At 61.6% G+C, this 17,240-nt stretch carries 15 protein-coding genes; 11 read left to right on the forward strand and 4 right to left on the reverse strand.

Going from position 1 to position 17,240, the window contains the following annotated elements; genetic code table 11:
• The first annotated feature begins 13 nt into the window (after positions 1-13).
• The 9 genes from murC to HMPREF2743_RS12810 all read left to right on the forward strand — a co-directional run bounded on the left by murC (position 14) and on the right by HMPREF2743_RS12810 (position 7,826).
• Positions 14-1,504 (forward strand): UDP-N-acetylmuramate--L-alanine ligase, encoded by a 1,491-nt coding sequence (murC, locus tag HMPREF2743_RS11200; RefSeq protein ID WP_070526722.1) that lies wholly within the window; start codon positions 14-16, stop codon positions 1,502-1,504.
• The gene (locus tag HMPREF2743_RS11205; RefSeq protein ID WP_083298984.1) at positions 1,497-2,156 is read left to right on the forward strand and encodes a cell division protein FtsQ/DivIB; all 660 of its coding nucleotides are present in this window, start codon (positions 1,497-1,499) and stop codon (positions 2,154-2,156) included. The genes murC and HMPREF2743_RS11205 overlap by 8 nt, the downstream gene beginning before the upstream one ends.
• Before the next feature lie 206 nt (positions 2,157-2,362).
• Positions 2,363-3,727: a cell division protein FtsZ gene (ftsZ, locus tag HMPREF2743_RS11210; RefSeq protein ID WP_070526728.1), complete on the forward strand. Its 1,365-nt coding sequence runs from the start codon at positions 2,363-2,365 to the stop codon at positions 3,725-3,727.
• A gap of 24 nt (positions 3,728-3,751) precedes the next feature.
• A complete protein-coding gene (pgeF, locus tag HMPREF2743_RS11215; protein ID WP_070526731.1) occupies positions 3,752-4,492 on the forward strand; it encodes a peptidoglycan editing factor PgeF in 741 nt (246 codons plus the stop codon).
• Positions 4,492-5,202, forward strand: a complete 711-nt coding sequence (locus tag HMPREF2743_RS11220) for a YggS family pyridoxal phosphate-dependent enzyme (protein WP_070526734.1) — start codon at positions 4,492-4,494, stop codon at positions 5,200-5,202. The genes pgeF and HMPREF2743_RS11220 overlap by 1 nt, the downstream gene beginning before the upstream one ends.
• A gap of 69 nt (positions 5,203-5,271) precedes the next feature.
• Complete coding sequence (locus tag HMPREF2743_RS11225) at positions 5,272-5,694, forward strand: cell division protein SepF (protein ID WP_012715146.1); 423 nt, start codon at positions 5,272-5,274, stop codon at positions 5,692-5,694.
• Positions 5,695-5,922: 228 nt separating this feature from the next.
• Positions 5,923-6,234 carry a YggT family protein gene (locus HMPREF2743_RS11230; protein WP_010190521.1) on the forward strand — a complete coding sequence of 104 codons (312 nt, stop codon included), beginning with the start codon at positions 5,923-5,925 and terminating at the stop codon, positions 6,232-6,234.
• A gap of 168 nt (positions 6,235-6,402) precedes the next feature.
• On the forward strand, positions 6,403-7,533 hold the full coding sequence (locus HMPREF2743_RS11235; RefSeq protein WP_070526737.1) for a DivIVA domain-containing protein: 1,131 nt from the start codon (positions 6,403-6,405) through the stop codon (positions 7,531-7,533).
• Between the two features lie 122 nt (positions 7,534-7,655).
• Positions 7,656-7,826, forward strand: a complete 171-nt coding sequence (locus tag HMPREF2743_RS12810; RefSeq protein ID WP_168162406.1) for a hypothetical protein — start codon at positions 7,656-7,658, stop codon at positions 7,824-7,826.
• Positions 7,827-7,891: 65 nt separating this feature from the next.
• On the opposite strand, the gene HMPREF2743_RS11240 is transcribed toward HMPREF2743_RS12810, so the two are convergent.
• A complete protein-coding gene (locus tag HMPREF2743_RS11240) occupies positions 7,892-8,965 on the reverse strand; it encodes an HNH endonuclease signature motif containing protein (RefSeq protein WP_070526741.1) in 1,074 nt (357 codons plus the stop codon).
• A 362-nt stretch (positions 8,966-9,327) separates the two neighbouring features.
• Here HMPREF2743_RS11240 and ileS point away from each other — a divergent pair, with 362 nt between their 5' ends.
• Positions 9,328-12,525, forward strand: coding sequence for an isoleucine--tRNA ligase (gene ileS, locus HMPREF2743_RS11245; RefSeq protein ID WP_070743619.1), 3,198 nt, complete (start codon positions 9,328-9,330; stop codon positions 12,523-12,525).
• Positions 12,526-12,654: 129 nt separating this feature from the next.
• Here ileS and HMPREF2743_RS11250 read toward each other — a convergent pair whose 3' ends face one another.
• The gene (locus HMPREF2743_RS11250) at positions 12,655-13,839 is read right to left on the reverse strand and encodes an MFS transporter (RefSeq protein ID WP_210398326.1); all 1,185 of its coding nucleotides are present in this window, start codon (positions 13,837-13,839) and stop codon (positions 12,655-12,657) included.
• 182 nt (positions 13,840-14,021) lie between these two features.
• Entirely contained in the window at positions 14,022-14,663 is a 642-nt protein-coding gene (locus HMPREF2743_RS11255; protein WP_070526751.1) for a GntR family transcriptional regulator, read from the reverse strand.
• Between the two features lie 150 nt (positions 14,664-14,813).
• Between HMPREF2743_RS11255 and HMPREF2743_RS11260 the strand changes: the two genes are divergently transcribed.
• Complete coding sequence (locus HMPREF2743_RS11260; RefSeq protein ID WP_070526755.1) at positions 14,814-16,259, forward strand: DNA polymerase IV; 1,446 nt, start codon at positions 14,814-14,816, stop codon at positions 16,257-16,259.
• Here HMPREF2743_RS11260 and HMPREF2743_RS11265 read toward each other — a convergent pair.
• Entirely contained in the window at positions 16,256-17,191 is a 936-nt protein-coding gene (locus tag HMPREF2743_RS11265; protein ID WP_070526758.1) for an asparaginase, read from the reverse strand. The genes HMPREF2743_RS11260 and HMPREF2743_RS11265 overlap by 4 nt on opposite strands.
• Positions 17,192-17,240 lie beyond the last annotated feature (49 nt).

Consider the following 17,240-nt stretch of genomic DNA (forward strand, 5'->3'; position numbering starts at 1 on the left):
AGGATTTTTCACCATGACTGATACCCCTGCCCCCACGGACCTGTCCCGCGTCCACTTCGTCGGTATCGGAGGCTCCGGTATGTCCGGCCTCGCGCGCATTCTGGTTAGTCGGGGCGCGGTCGTCACCGGCTCGGACGTTAAGAAATCGACGGCTGTCGACGTCCTCCGCACGATGGGTGCGCAGATCGCCATTGGCCATGCCGCTGAGAACCTTGACCTGGCTGGTGATAAGCCGACGGTGGTCGTGACCTCCTTCGCCGCCATCCCGCAGGACAATCCCGAGCTCACTGCTGCGCGCGAGGCCGGAATCCCGGTTATTCGCCGTTCGGACCTGTTGGCTGAGCTGATGGAAGGCCACCGCCAGGTCCTGCTCGCCGGTACTCATGGAAAGACCTCGACTACCTCGATGGCGGTGTCCGCGCTGCAGCAGGCGGGGCTCGACCCCTCTTTCGCCATCGGTGGCCAGCTCAACCGTGCCGGAACCAACGCGCACGGCGGCACGGGTGACGCTTTCGTTGCAGAAGCCGATGAATCCGATGCCTCACTTTTGCGCTACAGCCCCTACGTGGCGGTGATTACTAACATCGAGCCGGATCACCTGGATTATTTCGGCACCGCGGAAAGCTACTACCAGGTCTTTGATGATTTTGCGGACCGTGTTGTTGAGGGTGGCTACTTGGTAGTCTGCCTCGAAGACGCGCAGGCAGCCACCACCGGCGAGCGCGCGGCACAGCGCGGTATCCAGGTGCTGGGCTACGGCGCACGCAGTGCGGTAAGCGAAGATTCTGCTGTGCCCCTCGCAGCGGACATCCTAGAAGAAACTGTCTCCGCCGCCGGCGCGCACGTCCGCGTTCGCCTGGCCCTGCCGGGGCAGGCGCCACAGGAGCTGTCCTATGACCTGCACGTCCCCGGACATCACATGGTTCTTAACTCGGCGGCGGCGCTGCTGGCCGGCGCGCTGGCTGGCGGAGACCCAGCGGAATTGGCCGCGGGCCTGACCGACTTTACTGGTGTGCGCCGCCGCTTCGAGTACCGCGGCAGCGAGCGCGGAATCCGCGTCTTCGACGATTATGCGCACCACCCTACGGAGGTATCCGCAGTACTTAATGCAGCCCGTGCGAAGGCGGATGCGGAGGGGGAGGGGGCGCGCGTTATCGCCTGCTTCCAGCCGCATCTGTACTCCCGGACAATGAAGTTCGACGCGGAGTTTGCTCAGGCCTTGGCGCTTGCCGACGCCGCCGTCGTCCTCGACATCTACGGTGCCCGCGAGCAACCGGTTGAAGGAATTACCTCCCGCATTATCACGGATAAGATGCCGGAGGATATGCCGGTCATCTTCGAACCCGATTTCTCCGAAGCCGCTGGCGACGTCATTTCCCTGGCACAGTCTGGTGATATCGTCCTCACGATTGGTGCGGGCACGGTTACCTACGTAGCCGGCGAGATTTTGTCCGAACTGGGACGCAACAATGAGGCGGAAGACCCGAAGGAACCGAATGTCTAAAAAGACTGGGGCGCTCGCGGTGGGCGTGGTGCTACTCGTAGCGGTCATCGCTGCAGTAGCAGTGTGGCTTTTTCCTATCCTCACGGTGAAGTCCTTCGAGGTGGTGGGAAACGATCACGTCGCTGCTGAGGATGTGGAGCAGGCTAGTGGCGTCGCCAAGGGTTCGAACCTCGCGCGCTTGGATGCTCGCGGGGCCGCGCAGGGCGTGGCGTCGATCCCGTGGGTGGAAAGCGCAACGGTGTCGCGGGCTTTTCCCTCGACGGTGCACATTGAAATCGTCGAGCACGAGGCAGTGGCTTTCGTGCGCGACGGTGACAGCACCGTCCTAGTGGATAATCACGGCAAGGAATTTGCGGAAGATGAAGCACCACCGGAAGCCGTGGAGCTGACCGGTAGCACAGACTCCGGCTCCCCAGAGATGCAGGCGGCTGTCGAGGCCGTTGCAGCCCTCCCCGCGCCGATTCGGGAGAAAGTAACGAACCTCGAGATCAAGGACAGGTATTCGCTGACTTTCCACACAGAGGATGAGAAAACCATTTTTTGGGGAGCCTCGGAAGACAATAAGAACAAGGCGATTGCTTTCGAAGATGTGCTCAAGCTCGAGGGCGAATCCTGGAACATTTCTAACCCGTCGCTGGTGACTCGCCGCTAGAGACGTCGCGAGTGGGACGGGTGGGGCGCCTGTTAAGAAAACCGCATGTCAGCAACCCTAAAGTAGAGGTTGAGGGTACCGACACGCGGCAAAATGTGCGCCGAAATTACCCCGATGTCGTTAAAGATGGATGTAACCGCCTCTCGCGAAAAGAGGCGCCTCCTCGTTTACATTAAAACCTTATTCGAAAGGCAAGAGACCCTCGTATGATCTCATCTAGCAACAACCTCGCGGACATCAAGGTCGTCGGCGTCGGCGGCGGCGGTGTCAACGCTGTCAACCGCATGATCGAAGAAGGGCTCAAGGGAGTCCAGTTCGTGGCGATCAACACCGATTCCCAGGCGCTGATTTTCTCCGATGCGGATACCAAGCTCGACATCGGCCGCGAGGCCACCCGCGGCCTCGGTGCTGGTGCTAACCCGGAGGTAGGTAAGACCTCCGCGGAGGATCACAAGACCGAAATCGAAGACGCCCTCCAGGGCTCCGACATGGTCTTCGTGACGGCCGGCGAGGGCGGCGGAACCGGTACCGGTGCGGCCCCTGTCGTTGCCTCCATCGCGAAGAAGATGGGTGCTCTGACCGTCGGTGTTGTTACCCGCCCGTTCAAGTTCGAGGGCGCTCGCCGCACCCGTCAGGCCATGGCCGGCATCGAAGAGCTGCGCGAGGTCTGCGATACCCTCATCGTTATCCCGAATGATCGCCTCATGCAGCTGGGCGGCGAGGAGCTGTCCATCGTCGAGGCCTTCCGCGCCGCCGATGAAGTTCTGCACAATGGTGTTCAGGGTATTACCAACCTCATCACCATCCCGGGCATGATCAACGTCGACTTTGCGGACGTTCGCTCCGTCATGTCCGACGCCGGTTCCGCCCTCATGGGCATCGGCTTTGCTCGCGGGGATAACCGCGCGCTCAACGCTGCCGAGCAGGCAATTAACTCCCCGCTGCTGGAGTCGACCATGGAAGGCGCCAAGGGCGTGCTGCTGTCCATCGCCGGTGGCTCCGACCTGGGCCTCCACGAGGTCAATGCCGCTGCCTCCATGGTGGAGGAGCGCGCTGACGAAGATGCCAACATCATCTTCGGTACCATCATCGATGACAATCTGGGTGACGAGGTTCGCGTCACCATCATCGCCACCGGCTTCGACGCCCAGGCCAACATGACCTCCCAGCCGGCACAGCCTGGCCAGACGCAACAGCAAGGCTCGGAGGCTACCCCGGCAGCACGCCCGGGCTCTCTCTTCGAGAACCGCGCTGAAACACAGCCGGCGAGCCCCGCAGTACCCCGCACCGAGGCCCCGCGCGAAGAGTACACCCGCGCCGAACCGCAGCGAGCTGACTCCCAGCGCATCGGCCGCGAGGAGTACACCCCGCGTCACTCCTACGAGCGCGAGCAGCCGGCTGAGCCGGCACCATCGAGCGGACTGTTTACCACCTCGGATCGCTTCCGTGGTGAGGAGTACCGCCGTGGCGCCGACGATGAGTACCGCCTCTCGCGCCCCGCTGAGCGTAACAGCCGTGATTTTGATGATGATGGCGACGACGATCTCGACGTGCCCTCCTTCATGCGCTAGTCCCAGCCAGCTACTCTGGAGTGCATGCCAGTAAACGAGGAAGCACACGCAGCACGACGCCCCGTCCGCATGGTGTTTACAACCCGTGCCGGCGGGGCGTCGTTGTCCCCCTATGACTCTTTCAACTTAGGCGACCACGTCGGCGATGACCCCGCCGCTGTGGCCGCCAATCGCGAGAGACTTCTCCGAGCAACGGGCTTAGAGGACATCGTGTGGATGGAGCAGTTGCACACCAATACCGTGACGGTCGTGGGCGCCGAACGCCGTGGCGCGAAGGAGCCCGTGCCCGCCACCGATGCCGTGGTGACCACCGAAAAGCGCTTGGGACTTGGCGTGCTCGTTGCTGATTGCACACCGGTGCTGCTTGTCGACGTCTCCGCGGGTGTCATCGGTGCCGCCCACGCCGGACGCCTAGGCGCGCGCAACGGAATCGTCCGGAATACGGTCAACACAATGATTGAGCTGGGTGCCACCCCTTCGTCGATCCAAGTGCTCATGGGGCCGGCCGCGTCTGGGCGTAACTATGAGGTTCCGGAGCAGATGGCGGAGGACGTCGAGAAGCACCTGCCCGGCTCCAAAACCCGGACCTCTTCTGGAACGTGGGGCGTTGACGTGCGCGCCGGTCTGATTCGCCAGCTGATGGGGATGGGGGTTACGGCCATTGAGTCTGATCCGCGCTGCACGATCGAAGACACTGATTTCTTTTCTTATCGCCGCGAGGGCGTCACCGGACGCCAAGCCGGCGTGATTTGGTTGGAGGATTAATGACGAACAACGACACGGCGCGCCGTGAAGAATTGCGGGCTGGCCTGGAGAGCACCCGCGCTGCTATTCACCGCTTCGCTGAGGCTGCTGGCCGCCCCGCGCCGCAGCTGTTGCCGGTGACAAAGTTTCACCCCGCCGAAGACATTGCGCTGCTGGCAGAGCTAGGGATAACGGATGTGGCGGAAAATCGCGAGCAGGAAGCGCGCGCCAAGGCAGAGGCCTTGCCCAAGATGCGTTTCCACATGATTGGCCAGGTTCAAACCAAGAAGGCGAACCACGTAGCACGGTGGGCGCACAGTGTGCATTCTCTTGATTCGGAAAAGCTGGCCCGAGGTCTCGACCGCGGCGTGGCGCTTGCGAAGGAACGCGGGCAGCGCCAGGGCAGTCTTCCGGTCTATATTCAGGTCTCCGCCGATGGTGATACCGCGCGCGGTGGCTGCCCGCTGGAGGACGTACCTGCTCTAGTGGACATCGTCGAAGAACTGGAGAACCTGCAGCTGTGTGGTTTCATGGTGGTTCCCCCTCTGGAGAGTGAACCGGCGGAGGTATTCGCGCAGGTGAGGGCGCTGACGGATGAGGTCGCGGCCAAGCTAGGGAGGGGCCTAAAAATGTCCGCTGGAATGAGCGCTGACATGGATGCAGCGATTGCATCTGGAACGGATATCGTGCGTGTCGGAACCGGAATTATGGGAGAGCGCCCGCTAGGTTAATTGTCATTGTAAAAGTGCATTACAAGACAGCAAATGAACAGCACACACTAGGTCAGAGGGAGACCCAGAATGTCACTGATTGATAGGACCAAAGAGTTCTTCGGGCTAGGCCCGATGGACATGGACGCCGACGATGCTTACTACGCAGACGAGCGCGCTTATAGCGCTCCAGCGTATGCACCTTCCTACGAGAAGCAGGAAGAGGAGTTTGTCCCGACTATCGTGGCGCTGTCGCTCGTTTCCTTCGACGATGCAGCGAAGGTTGGCGGTCCCTTCCGTGACGGTGACGCAGTGGTCTTCGAGCTCACTGACGCCGACCGCGGCTCCGCAAAGCGCTTCGTTGACTTCGCCGCCGGCCTCTGCTTTGCACTGGAAGGCCGCATGAAGAACCTGACTAAGGGCGTGGACACCAGCCGTAAGGTTTTCGCCATCGTGCCGAAGGGCGCCGATATCTCCACTGTTGAGCTCGAGCGCGCGGCACACCTGCGCTAAAGGCTTCGCGCTTTAACCGCTTCATCGCCTTTTCTCCTCCGTGTTGGCTAAGGAGAGGAGGGGTGATGGGGCGGTTTGCTGGTTTTCTTGCTATATCCTTAGCGGTCTAAGCGGAACGGCATTCTCGGCGTCGGTGCGGCCGCTGCGGTGCCGTTTCTGTTCGCCGAGGGCGAACCCTCGGGCAGGGGAGTACCGTCCGCGGGGGTGGTTCGGATAGGCTCGGGCGTTGTGAATGCTTTAGGTTCAATTCTGCTCGTCGCCGTGAGTCTTTACTCGTGGATTCTGTTGGCGCGCATTGTCATTGAGATGATTCAGTCTTTCTCGCGCCAATTCAATCCGCCCCGCTGGTTCATGATGGTTGCCGAGGTGCTCTTCGTCGTCACTGACCCGCCAGTTAAGGCGCTGCGTAAGGTCATCCCGCCGCTGCAGCTGGGAGGCATTGCGCTCGACGTTTCCATCATCGTTTTGTTCCTGCTTTTGTCCATTCTTTCGCAACTTATTGGCTGGCTATTTTTCGGTGCCAATGGACTTGCAATGTAGTTAACGGGTGTATTAAACCCTCCTGTTAACGTTGAGACTCGTGCCAGCGTTAGATAATGTGTTGATTCGGATACAATGAGTTACCACAATCCGTATTATTAACCGCATATGTACCCGGCCTCTGGACCCTCTAGAGGTTTGACCGATTCGTAAGGGGAAGAGAAGTCAATGCCACTGTCACCAGCTGATGTACACAACGTCGCTTTCAGCAAGCCGCCAATTGGCAAGCGTGGCTACAACGAGGATGAGGTCGATCAGTTCCTCGATCTCGTTGAGGATGCTCTTGCTCAGCTGCAGGACGAGAACGATGATCTCCACGCCCAGGTTGAGGAACTGAAGTCTCAGGCTCCGGCCGCCGCTGCTGGCGGCGCTTCTGCCGCAAAGGTCGACGAGGCCGCCGTACGTAAGGAAGTCGAGTCCAAGCTGCGCGCCGAGTACGAAGCAAAGCTGGCTGACTCCAAGAACGAGATTGCCAAGGCTAAGGAAGAGACCAAGCGTGCGCAGGAGCAGGCGAAGGCCGCTCAGGCGCAGTCCGCCCAGGCACCGGCTGTCCAGGCACAGGACAACTCCGCGGAGCTTAAGACTGCCCGTGAGGAAGCTGCTGCCGCTAAGCGTGAGCTCGAGGCCTCCAAGAAGGAGCTGGAGCGCACCAAGAAGGAACTCGAGTCCGCAAAGAAGAACTCCGCAGCCTCCAGCACTGCCTCCTCCGCCGCTGCCGTGGCTGGTGCAGGCGCTGCTCAGTCCAACGCACAGGGCCTCGCCACCCCGGATACCCACATGCAGGCCGCCCGCGTGCTGGGTCTGGCTCAGGAGATGGCGGACCGTCTTACCAGCGAGGCTAAGGCTGACTCCGAGTCCATGCTCGCTGAGGCGCGTACGGCTGCAGAGAAGCAGCTTGCCGACGCCGACTCCCACTCCAAGGCTCAGCTTGCTGACGCCCAGAAGCGCTACGATGCGCAGCTGCAGGAGGCCGATACCCGCTCCAAGAAGCTGGTGGCGGATGCCGAGAACAAGGCAAAGCAGACCGAGTCTGACGCTACGTCCCGCGCCGAGGCGCAGATTCGCCAGGCAGAGGAGAAGGCAGCTGCCCTGCAGGCAGATGCCGAGAAGAAGCACACTGAGGTCATGAACACGGTCAAGCAGCAGCAGACCGCTCTGGAGGCTCGCATCTCCGAGCTGCGTACCTTCGAGCGCGAGTACCGTACCCGCCTCAAGACCCTGCTGCAGTCTCAGCTTGAGGAGCTGGAGTCCCGCGGCACCGCTGCTCCCAACGGTGAAGCCGGCAAGTCCAACAATTAATCAGTGAATGAACGGCGTCCCTGCGGGGGCGCCGTTATTCTTTTATGTAGGTATACGTTCGTAGGTATACATTCTTTGTAAAGCACAGAGCCCTTAGTCATTGGTGGGGAAGGAGAGGACGCATGCTTATCGGCGCATTGCTGTTGGCCTTTGTCGCTTTCTTGGCCTTCGTGAACTACATCCTCTCCGCCGCTGAGTGGTCTTTATACCTGCTCTTCGCCTCCGCCGGGGTGGGCATTGTTCTGTTCATCGCAGACACCGTGATCAAACTGCGCCGCAAGCACGACGAGTAGCCCTCGCCCCCAGGAGTAGTTCTGGGTGGAGGGCTTTTCTGCGAAGACACCTAGTTGTGTCGCTCCTAGTCGTCTCTTTCCGGGGCGTCGAATAGCCCGGGTGGCGCTTGCAGAGGCGTGGGCGGCGGGAGGGGACCGTACGTCCTCATGGCCGTTCCGTTGACCCGGGCCATGCGGCCGCGTCCCGGTGGCGCGTTCGGGTCGTCCTGGTTCACGCCATTGTGATACGGGCACAGCATCACCAGGTTTTCCTGGTTGGTGTACCCGCCGTTCTTCCACGCGATGAGATGGTGAACCTGGCATTCATCGGCCGGTTTCATACACTTATCCCAAGCGCAGACTGGGAACTCTGCCATAGCCATGATGCGTTGCTTGATGCTGGCTGAGCGCTCCTCGTAGTAGAGGTTGACTGGCCCGTGATAGGGGTGGAAAAGGGTCGCGAGCGCGCCGTCTTTATCGATCTCACCGGCGATGACCTTGTTGAGGTATTCCGCGCCAGTCATTGTGGCGCCGTTGGTCATCTGAAGGGTGATTTCTTCGCCGTCGCCGTCGAGAATTTTCGTCATTGCATCCAGCGGGACCAAGACATTCGTTTGCAAGCCGCGGCGCGGAGCAGCGCCTTTAAAGAAGGCTTCGCGGATGGATTCGAGGGGGCGTTCGCGGTCGACGGCGTCGCTAAGTTCTGCAATCATTTGCGCGGGGCCTGTGATTGCCATTGTCCACGGTGCATTGCGACGGCGGTAAATAGTCACGCCCTCCTTCGGCGCGGGTGGGGCCGAGTGCTCCTTGAGCTTCTTCTTCGCCAGCGTTTCCATCGCTAGGGTATCGGCGCTGGTCCGGCACAACTCTAGGCGCAGCTTCCAGCCCAATGCCTGCGTCTTGGCTTTGCGGGCATAGCGGTCGATGACCTCCAGAGTGGGCAATGAGTGGCCGCGCTGGCGCGCAGCCTTCACCGCGTCGCGCTGCATTCTGGTCATGGCGGTCTTCCCAAAGAAGCTCGTGTGTAGCCGCACCAACTGCGCGGCAGTTTTGTCTGGGGAGCCGGCGGCGATCAGGTCTGCTTCAGACATGCCTTCGCACTCGGCGATGACATCGATGCCAGCTCCGAGTGCGTTGAGGAAAGTCTGTAGTGCGTTCATATTTGTGGAGCTTAAAACACCTTATGAGCTGCGCGCATTAGAAAAAATGTTCCTGTGGAAAACCTTATCCCAGGTGCCTCTTTTCTGTACTGGCGTTTCTATTTCGAGGCTTTCGGGAACCGGGGCCTGTGAAAACTTGACCGCCTCGCTATACTTTTAGGCGTATGCAGTGAGCCGGCTATCACCGGGGAGCATTCCGGAAGAACGTGAGGCGCGTGAGTGCCGCATTATTAGAACCGGGCGGGTAAGGACCGTCATCTCCTTCACATCAACGAAGCGGGGCGCCTCGGCGCCCAAGCGGGGTGGTACCGCGAGCCGCAAGGCGCGTCCCCGCCACAGCGAACGAGTGAAGGAATTTTTAGATGAGTAATAACCCCGCGAACGTCGGCAGTGTTTATCCCAAAGTCGATATGACTGCTGGGTCTTCCCGTTTCCCCGATATGGAGCAGGAGGTCCAGAAGTACTGGAAGGCCGACGACACCTTTAAAGCCAGCCTCGAACAGACAGAGGGCTGCCCCGAGTACGTCTTTTATGATGGCCCTCCCTTTGCCAACGGCCTGCCGCACTATGGCCACCTGCTGACCGGTTACGTCAAGGACATCGTCCCGCGCTACCGCACCATGGCCGGCAACCACGTCCCGCGCGTCTTCGGCTGGGACACCCACGGCCTGCCAGCGGAGCTGGAGGCAGAAAAGCAGCTCGGCATCACGGATAAGGCCCAGATTGAGGAGATGGGCCTGGAGAAGTTCAACGAGTACTGCGCCAAGTCCGTCCTCGAATACACCGATGAGTGGGAAGAGTACGTTAACCGCCAGGCTCGCTGGGTGGACTTCGAGAACGGCTACAAGACCATGGACTTGAACTACATGGAGTCCGTGATGTGGGCGTTTAAGGAGCTCTATGACAAGGGCCTGATCTACCAGGGCTTTAGGGTTTTGCCGTACTCCTGGGCTGAGCACACCTCGCTGTCCAACCAGGAGACGCGCCTGGATGATTCCTACAAGATGCGCCAGGACCCAACCCTGACGGTCACCTTCCCGGTGGCGGGTGCTGTGAAAGGAAGCGCGGCGGAGAAGACGCTGGCGGATAACGCCGAGCTTGCCGACGCCTCCTTCCTCGCCTGGACCACCACCCCGTGGACCCTGCCGTCCAACTTGGCTTTGGCGGTCCACCCGGAGGTTGATTACGTCCTGTTCAAGGCCACCGAGGGCGACTTTGCTGGCCGCACCTTCATCATGGCCGAGGCGCTCACCGGCACCCTGGCCAAGGAGCTGGGTGAGGCGGAAGTCCTCAAGACGTTCAAGGGCGCTGAGCTGGAGGGCTTTAAGTACCAGCCCATCTTCGATTTCTTCCCGGATGTCGAGAACGCCTACCAACTGCTGCTGGCGGACTACGTCACCACTGAGGACGGTACTGGTGTGGTCCACCAGGCTCCGGCCTTCGGTGAGGACGATATGCTCACCTGCCAGAAGTATGGTGTGGGCCTGGTCATTCCGGTGGACGAGGACGGTAAGTTCACCTCGCAGGTGCCACCTTATGAGGGACAGTTGGTCTTCGATGCTAACAAGGCCATCATCAAGGACCTAAAGGAAGCTGGCCGCGTGGTGCGCCACGTGACCATCGAGCACTCCTACCCGCACTCCTGGCGCTCCGGGGAGCCGCTCATCTACATGGCGCTGCCGGCATGGTTCGTCAAGGTGACCGAGTTCCGTGACCGCATGGTGGAGCTCAACCACAATGAGATTGAGTGGCTGCCGGAGCACATCCGCGACGGCCAGTTCGGTAAGTGGCTGGAGGGCGCTCGCGATTGGAACATCTCCCGTACCCGCTACTGGGGCGCTCCGATCCCGGCGTGGATCTCCGATGATCCGGAGTACCCGCGCGTGGATGTCTACGGCTCCCTGGATGAGCTGGAGCGTGACTTCGGCGTGCGCCCCACCAGCCTGCACCGCCCGCACATCGATGAGCTGACCCGCCCGAACCCGGATGACCCGACGGGCAAGTCCATGATGCGCCGCGTACCAGACGTGTTGGACTGCTGGTTCGAGTCCGGTTCCATGCCGTTTGCGCAGAAGCACTACCCGTTCGAGAACAAGGAGTGGTTTGAGACCCACTCGCCGTCGGACTTCATCGTGGAGTACTCCGGTCAGACTCGCGGCTGGTTCTACGTCATGCATGCGCTGTCCACCGCGCTCTTTGACCGCCCAGCCTACAAAAAGGTTGTGGCCCACGGCATCGTTCTGGGCAATGACGGCTTGAAGATGTCCAAGTCCAAGGGCAATTACCCGAACGTCAACGAGGTCTTTGACCGTGATGGTTCGGATGCGATGCGCTGGTTCCTTATGTCCTCGCCGATCTTGCGCGGTGGCAACCTCATCGTCACCGAGCAGGGCATCCGTGAGGGCGTGCGCCAGGCTATCCTGCCGATCTGGAATGCCTACACCTTCCTGCAGCTCTACGCTTCCCAGGACGCGAAGTTCGATGTCAGCTCCACCAACGTGCTGGACCGCTACATCTTGGCCAAGACGCATGACTTAGTGAAGAACACGAATGATGCGCTGGCGAATACCGATATTGCCTCGGCGACCGAGGAGGTTCGTCTCTTCGCGGATGCCTTGACCAACTGGTACGTGCGCCGCTCCCGCGACCGTTTCTGGGAGGGCGAGGAGACCCACGCGGAGGCTTTCAACACCCTCTACACGGTGCTGGAGACTGTTTCCCGCGTGGTGGCTCCGCTGCTGCCGCACGTGGCTGAGGTCATCTACCGTGGCCTGACCGGTGAGCGCTCTGTGCACTTGGCCTCCTACCCGAAAGCTGAGGACTACCCGGCTGACGCGAACCTGGTAGCCGCCATGGACGCCACCCGCGCGGTGGCTTCGGCGGCGTCGTCTGTGCGCAAGTCCAATAAGCTGCGCAACCGCCTGCCGCTGCCGAAGCTGACCGTGGCGATGCCGGACTCGGCCCGTTTGGCTGACTTCAAGGACATCATCCGCGATGAGGTCAACGTGAAGGACGTTGAGCTTACCGATGACGTCGATGAGGTAGGCACCTTCGAGGTGGTCTGCAACGCCAAGGTGGCAGGCCCGCGCTTGGGCAAGGACGTGCAGCGCGCCATCAAGAGCCTGAAGGCGGGCAACTACGAGCGTGACGGCGCGGAGGTTATCGTCGACGGCGATATCCGCCTCACCGCGGATGAGTACACGGAGCGTCTTAAGGCTGCGAACCCGGAGTCCACGGCGCGCGTGGACGGCGTGGATGGCCTAGTGGTTCTGGATACCAACGTCACCGAAGAGCTCGAGGCTGAGGGCTGGGCGGCGGATGTCATCCGCGGCCTGCAGGATGCCCGCAAGGCCGAGGACTTCGTGGTCACCGACCGCATCACCGTGGTCCTGTCTGTCCCGGCGGAGAAGGAAGAGTGGGCCAACCGCCACCGCGAGCACATCGCGGCAGAGGTGCTCGCTGTCGACTTCACTGTGACGACTGAGGCCCTCGAGGCTAGTGCTGGCCAGAACGTCCACGACGTTCTGAAGGGCGTAACCGCCACGGTGGCCAAGGCCTAAGACCGCAACTGCTTAATCGCGGACAGAGAAAAGCTCCGCTTCCCGGACGTGGGAGGCGGAGCTTTTAGTGTCTGTGCACAGGTAGCGCAGGGCGGCCCAGGGGTGGGCGCCGCGACTGGTGGGGCGGTGCTAGCGGCGGGTGCCGGGCAGGTGCGCGCGCCAGGCAAGGATGACGTTGATGAGGCAGACCAGTGCCAAGAAGCTACCGATGCTGAACAACGCGGTGAAACCGATGTAGGGCGCGAGTGCGCTGAAGGCCATGGGGATGAAAAAGCCGGTGTAGGAAATGGAGTAGTACACGGCGGTCAGGCCGGCGAGCTCGCGCTCGCCCGCGATGCGCTGGACCTCAGACAAACCGGCGACGAGAGCTAGGCCGTATCCCGCACCCATCGTCGCGGCGGCGGCGATGCCGAGCGGCAGGGAGAGCGAGTGGGCGGCGAAGGCCCCGAGGATGGCGCCGACGGTGATGACGAACATGGCCAGTGCCGAAGCACGCGCAGACTGATGGGTATCCACGAGTCGGCCCACCATCTGGACGGCGACACCGCAGCCCAGCGTGATGACAGTCATCAGGCCGGAGAAAGCAATCGGGGCATCACCTGCTGAATCGGACAAGAGCTGTGGCAGGAGTGCATAGGCAGCTCCGGCGCAACCGAATACCCACGGGGCCACGGGGACGACGACGCGCAGGAAACGCTTGTGAGCAACGGCCGGGATATGCAGCATTTCCAGCATGTCGCGCACCCGAAGTTCCAAGACTGTGGTCTTGACATCGCCCCGGGTGGGCTGGCGGGTCTCCGGGGTATGCAGGATCCACACGGCGGTCAGCAATGTGAGCAGCATGTGGAGGATATAAGCCGTGTGCGTTGGCCACGGACCCCACTGGGCGAGTACCGAAGCGATACCTGCGCCGACGAGGAAGCCTGCAGTCAAGCACAAGGAAGCCTTGCGAGCGCCTGCCGCCGGGTCTCCGCCAGCACGCGTGATGAGCTCCGTAATCCAGGTTGAGCCCACGGCCATGACTAATCCCAAGGCCATGCCGCACAGGACACGCCCCAACGCAATGATGAGTGGCTCGTTAGGAGCGATGGATAGCAAGAAAGAGCCCGCCAATGACAGCGGTGCTGCGGGAAGCAGCAGGGGGCGGCGGCCAAGCAGATCAGACAGTGGGCCGCCAATCAACAGGGCGGGGATAATACCTACGACATATGCGGCCAAGAGCCCATTGACCGTAACCTGGGAAAAATTCGAGGTCTCGCGGTACATCACTAGCAGCGGGGTGAACTCGTTTCCGCCCCACGCCACGGCGATCATGGAACCGGCGACGGGGAACCACGCGCGCGTTGACAGTGAAGTTTCGGGGGAGTGGATGGGTGAGCCTGCGGAGACTGAGCTTTCAGTGCCTTCAGAGCTTTCAGCAATGGTGTTGGCTTCTGTACGGGCGTCGGATTGGGTAGCGGGCGCCTCGACAAGCGGGTTCGAATGCGCGGAGACAGTCACAGTTGCTTCCTTGAGGAGTTGAGGTGGGAGTGGAGTTCGGTGAGGTAGGAGTCGATGTCGCCGGTGCGAAGGGCGTCGGCAAGCACGGCGTGTTGAGCTACGAAGGCGCGTGCCTTTTCAACGCTGCGGCCAATGGCCGTGGCGGTAAATCGCTGTTGGCGCTCGCGCAGCGTGTGGCCGAGGTGCGCCAGCAGGCGGTTGCCGCCGTTGTCCATGATGGTCTGGTGAAACTTTGCGTCTAGTTGGGTGTAGGTGCCCAAATCAGAATTGTTGAGGGCTGCCCTTTGCTCATCGATGGTGGCATCGAGGACATCGGCAATGAGTTCACGTTCCTCGGTGGATAGCTCACAGATGTGTCGGGCAGAGTTTTCATCCACGAGGAGGCGGGCCTCGTAGACCTCTCGGATTTCGCGGGGGCTGATGGGCACGACCAACGCGCCGCGTTTGGGGTAGAGCTTTAAAAAGCCTTCCACCTCCAAGCGGAGGAAAGCCTCGCGCACCGGGGTTCGGCTCATCCCTAGCTCGGCGGCAAGGGCGGCTTCGGAGAGCATGTCCGAGTCATCGACCTCGTCATCGATGATGCGGCGCTTGAGGTGCTCATAGGCCCTTTCTGCGGCAGGTACCTTGTCTTTTTGCATGCATACATGATGCATGCATGCGGGGCTTGGTGTCTAGCGTCACGCGCCAATCGTGGGGCATAGATCACTCCTGCCGTGCATGAGAGCTAGTTCTCTTTGCCTGCCTAGGGCTTCCTTGTTGATGCGAATATATGTTTTAGACTTGTAGCTATGCAGCGCTGGGTTCTTCACATCGACATGGATGCATTTTTTGCGTCGGTGGAGCAGCTCACCCGCCCCACCCTCCGCGGCCGGCCGGTGCTGGTAGGAGGGACATCCGGCCGCGGAGTCGTTGCAGGTGCGTCCTATGAGGCGCGCGCTTATGGCGCGCATTCCGCCATGCCCATGTTTCGTGCGCAGCAGCTCGTGGGGTATCAAGCCGTGGTGGTGCAACCGCGCCGAGCAGTCTATTCGGCGGCCTCGCGCCGGGTATTTGGGATCATTGCGGAGCACGCTGGGGTCATCGAGCAGCTTTCCATCGATGAGGCCTTCATGGAACCGGCAGCACTCTTCGGAGCCACGCCCGCGGAGGTACGCGACTGGTCGGAGAACTTGCGCCGAGTGATTAGAGCGGAGACGGGCCTACCCAGCTCTATCGGTGCAGGTGCGGGAAAGCAGAGCGCGAAGATTGCGTCCGGAGAGGCGAAACCGGACGGCACTTTCGTTGTCCCGCACGAGCGTTTCGACGAGCTGATTCACCCGCTGCCGGTGGGCAAGCTCTGGGGTGCGGGGCCGGTCACCCAGCAGAAGCTCGCCGCGATTGGTGTGGAGACCATCGGCCAACTAGCGGCGATGAGCCGCAAGGAAGTCGAAATCTCACTCGGCAACGTGGTGGGTGTGCAGTTGTGGGAACTTGCCCAAGGAATTGATGAGCGCCCCGTTGCCCCGCGTGCGATTGCCAAACAAATCTCCACCGAGTTCACCTATCCCACCGACTTGCGCACGGCAGCGGAGGTGGATGCGGCGCTAATCCGCGCGGCGCATGGCGCTCATTCCCGTTTGCTCAAGGATGGGCGCGGCGCGCGCACAGTGACGGTGAAGCTGCGGATGGCGGACTTTCACATTGAGTCACGCTCAGCCACCTTGCCCTATGCCACCGATGATCTGAAGGTGCTCGAAGCCAAAGCACTGAGCTTGGCTCGCTACCCAGAAGAACTCGGTCCCATCAGGCTGGTGGGCGTGAGCTATTCAGGGTTGGAGGAGGCCCGCCAAGACGTGCTCTTCCCGGAACTAGACCGTGAGATCGTACGCAAAGCCCCGGACACGGACTATGAAACCGGGGTTAGTGATTATCTGCCGGGCAGCACGTCCGCCCCGGTCAAAGTCTCCTCCACGGCGGATGCCGAGGAATCGTCGAGCCGCAGGTGGCGCGCTACTCAGGACGTTTATCACCCCGATTTCGGCCACGGCTGGATTCAGGGCGCGGGCCACGGGGTGGTCAGCGTCCGCTTTGAAACCCGCGCTACGGGCCCGGGGTTTGTGCGCTCTTTTGCGACTGAGGATGAAAACCTCCGTCCGGCCGATCCGCTGAACTCCTTGGCCTGGGAAGACATTCCGCCGGACGAAGACGCCGACCCTGAGGAGGCGGTGGAGGTCCCGCCACGCGAGGACAACTAGCCCGCAGTATAAGCCGTGGCGGAGGGGGCAGTGCTAAACATCTCTGCCACCGGCGTGCCGGTAGCGAGTGCCGCGGCGAGCATAATGCGGGCTTGCCCGGCGCGGAATCCGCCGGCGGCCACCGCGCCCATCTCTCCCAAGGTGGCGCCACCGCCAGCGCCGCCATAGGCCAGCTTGGTATTCCCGTAGGGGGTTCGGGTGCTGATCACCACGGGAATGCCCGCCTGCAGCGCGCGGGCCACCCCGGCACCCATTTCCGCGCCCATGTTTCCGGAGCCCATGGCCTCGATGACGAGGCCGCGGGTGTGGGGGAGGGAGGCGTCGACAAGCGTGGCACCGGCACCCGGGTAGGCTGCGATGATCTCAACCGGATGTCCGGCCATCGGCGCTAAGGGGAGGAGAGGTACGGCGGAGTCTCCCACCGGCAGTTCCTCGAAGCCGTTGAGCTGCGAAGTGTGCCACTTGCGCACGCCGCGACCAGGAATGGTCTTGCCGCCGAACTGCACCCACACGCCCGGCTTGCCGGAGCGCAGAAGCTCGTAGGCCTCGCGCAGGTTGCGTGGGCCATCGCCGGACGGGTGGTCGAAGGCGCGCTGTGCGCCGGTGAGCACGATAGGGCCATCGCCCACGTCAAAAAGGGACAAGGCCAGCGCGGTCTCCTCCAAGGAATCCGTGCCATGCGTGATGAGCACACCGTCAATGTCCGGGCGGGCGAGCTGTTCGCGAACGCACAACAGGAGCTCATCGAGGTCGGCCAGCGTAATTGAGCTGGAATCTAGTGCGCGGAACTCCACTACTTCGATGTCGTGCGCGCCGGCGTCAGTGCCCAGAGAGGCGGCCAGCTGCTGACCGCTGACGGTGGGAACTAGGGAACCGTCACGGACCGTCGTACAAGCGATGGTGCCGCCGGTGGCGATGAGGGCAAACGTCATGCCAGCAGGCTACTACAGCCACGCACCTGCGCGGGAAACCCAGGGCTGG

This window comes from Corynebacterium sp. HMSC036D02, from assembly GCF_001836165.1.
Lineage (GTDB): Bacteria > Actinomycetota > Actinomycetes > Mycobacteriales > Mycobacteriaceae > Corynebacterium.

What these genes read in the sequence shown, in the direction of transcription:
- HMPREF2743_RS11250 (WP_210398326.1), bottom strand. Translation starts at nt 13,839, where the DNA reads ATGATCGCCGTGGCGTGGGGCGGAAACGAGTTCACCCCGCTGCTAGTG.
- HMPREF2743_RS12810 (WP_168162406.1), top strand. Translation starts at nt 7,656, where the DNA reads ATGCTTATCGGCGCATTGCTGTTGGCCTTTGTCGCTTTCTTGGCCTTC.
- HMPREF2743_RS11265 (WP_070526758.1), bottom strand. Translation starts at nt 17,191, where the DNA reads ATGACGTTTGCCCTCATCGCCACCGGCGGCACCATCGCTTGTACGACG.
- HMPREF2743_RS11260 (WP_070526755.1), top strand. Translation starts at nt 14,814, where the DNA reads ATGCAGCGCTGGGTTCTTCACATCGACATGGATGCATTTTTTGCGTCG.
- ileS (WP_070743619.1), top strand. Translation starts at nt 9,328, where the DNA reads ATGAGTAATAACCCCGCGAACGTCGGCAGTGTTTATCCCAAAGTCGAT.
- HMPREF2743_RS11240 (WP_070526741.1), bottom strand. Translation starts at nt 8,965, where the DNA reads ATGAACGCACTACAGACTTTCCTCAACGCACTCGGAGCTGGCATCGAT.
- murC (WP_070526722.1), top strand. Translation starts at nt 14, where the DNA reads ATGACTGATACCCCTGCCCCCACGGACCTGTCCCGCGTCCACTTCGTC.
- HMPREF2743_RS11255 (WP_070526751.1), bottom strand. Translation starts at nt 14,663, where the DNA reads ATGCAAAAAGACAAGGTACCTGCCGCAGAAAGGGCCTATGAGCACCTC.
- HMPREF2743_RS11235 (WP_070526737.1), top strand. Translation starts at nt 6,403, where the DNA reads ATGCCACTGTCACCAGCTGATGTACACAACGTCGCTTTCAGCAAGCCG.
- HMPREF2743_RS11220 (WP_070526734.1), top strand. Translation starts at nt 4,492, where the DNA reads ATGACGAACAACGACACGGCGCGCCGTGAAGAATTGCGGGCTGGCCTG.
- HMPREF2743_RS11205 (WP_083298984.1), top strand. Translation starts at nt 1,497, where the DNA reads ATGTCTAAAAAGACTGGGGCGCTCGCGGTGGGCGTGGTGCTACTCGTA.
- HMPREF2743_RS11225 (WP_012715146.1), top strand. Translation starts at nt 5,272, where the DNA reads ATGTCACTGATTGATAGGACCAAAGAGTTCTTCGGGCTAGGCCCGATG.
- ftsZ (WP_070526728.1), top strand. Translation starts at nt 2,363, where the DNA reads ATGATCTCATCTAGCAACAACCTCGCGGACATCAAGGTCGTCGGCGTC.
- pgeF (WP_070526731.1), top strand. Translation starts at nt 3,752, where the DNA reads ATGCCAGTAAACGAGGAAGCACACGCAGCACGACGCCCCGTCCGCATG.